The following is a 1,679-nucleotide window of genomic DNA, read 5'->3' as shown; positions in this document are numbered from 1 at the left end:
GCTCGTGGCGCTCGCGATGGGCCTGGGCCTCGCCAAGGAGAAGCTGCTGGAGGATCCGGAGGCCGCCGCAGCGATGGTCGAGGAGGCGCACGGGGAGGTGAAGCTCGCCCTCCAGGAGCTGCGCGACCTGGCGCGCGGCATCCACCCCGCCGTACTGACCGACCGCGGCCTGGACGCCGCCCTGTCCGCGGTGGCCTCCCGCTGCACGGTGCCCGTCCGCGTCACCGTCGACCTGCCCGAGCGGCCCGCCGACGCGATAGAAGGAATCGCCTACTTCACCGTCTCGGAGCTCCTCCAGAACGTCTCCAAGCACTCCCGGGCCCGTACGGCCGCCGTCGACGTATGGCGGGCGGACGACCGGCTGCTGATACAGGTGACGGACGACGGGCGGGGCGGGGCCCGGCTCGACGGCGGAACCGGCATGGCGGGCCTCGCGGAACGGCTGGGCGCGGTCGACGGGCTGTTCGTGCTGGACTCCCCGGCCGGCGGTCCGACGACGGTCACCGCGGAGCTCCCCTGGCGCCACCGGGACGCCGCGCACCCGGCGGCTCGCTAGCTCCGCCGACCGTTCGGTTCGCGCAGGCGGCCGCCCCGCTGCCCGGCCGTGCGCACTTCGCCCGTCGGCAGCCGGCAGGCACCGGCCGCCTGACGCCTGTTGCTTGATGCTGCTTGATGCCTGACGCCCGACGTCGGCCCCCTGTCACCTCACACCTGACCCTGACTCCACGGTCTGCCACGGCCGAGCGGTAGGGAAAACCCCCGGTCGAGACGGCGACCCTCCTCATGGTGGGGCGGGGTGCGGAACCGGCAGCCTGGAAACACGACGACGCCACCAGCCCGGCTCACCGGCAGAAACGGACGGACCAAGCAATGGCCATGGCTTACGGACCGGGTACCGCCCGGCACCACCGCCTCCCCGCCGCGCTCCGCGCGCCGCTCGAGGCCCGTACCTGGCGGGAGTTCGCCTACCTCCTGCTCAGCCTTCCGCTCAGTGTCTTCTACTTCGCCGTCGCTCTCACCATGGCGTCGCTCGGCGCCGGGCTGCTCGTGACGTTCCTGGGCATACCGGTGCTCGCCGGCGCACTGGCGGTGTGCCGCGGATTCGGCGCGCTGGAGCGGGCCCGGGCGCGGGGCCTCCTGGGAGCCGAGATCGCCGACCCCGTCCCCGTGCCGAGCCGGTCGGGCAGGGAGTCCGGCGCCGGAATGATGGCGTGGGTCGGCGGAGTGCTCAGGAGCGGTGTGTCCTGGCGGCACTTCCTTTATGCGGTGGTGCACCTGCCCTGGGCCGTCTTCGCCTTCGCGGTGTCGCTGGCCTTCTGGGCCTATGGGTGGGCGTTGCTCACCTATCCGCTCTGGCAGTGGGTCATCCCGATGCACGCGGGAGTGGACGGGCTGCAGCTGTACAGCGACCGGACGCACAGCATCTACCTCGACTCGCCCTTCGAGCTGGTGCTGACGAGCCTGCTCGGGTTGATGTTCTGGCTGATCACGCCATGGGTCATCCGGGCGCTGGCGACCGTCGACCGGCTGCTGGTCATAGGGCTGCTGGGCCCGTCCCGGCTGGCCACACGGGTCTCGGAGCTGGAGTCGGACCGGGGCGTGGTCATCGACACGGCCGCCGCCGACCTGCGGCGCATCGAACGCGACCTGCACGACGGCGCCCAGGCACGGCTCGTGGC

Annotated in this window: 2 protein-coding genes; both read left to right on the top strand. The window is 72.5% G+C overall.

Annotated features, from left to right (window positions below):
• Positions 1 to 556: sensor histidine kinase (locus IH00_RS0136420; protein WP_031080784.1), on the top strand; the 556-nt coding region annotated here is incomplete at its 5' end.
• A 314-nt stretch (positions 557 to 870) separates the two neighbouring features.
• On the top strand, positions 871 to 1,679 hold an 809-nt coding region (locus IH00_RS44930; protein ID WP_039947882.1), incomplete at its 3' end, for a sensor domain-containing protein.

Source organism: Streptomyces sp. NRRL S-118, assembly GCF_000716335.1.
Classification (GTDB): Bacteria; Actinomycetota; Actinomycetes; order Streptomycetales; family Streptomycetaceae; genus Streptomyces.
Note: the sequence above shows the minus strand (reverse complement) of the source record. Positions and strands in the feature narration are given on the sequence as shown.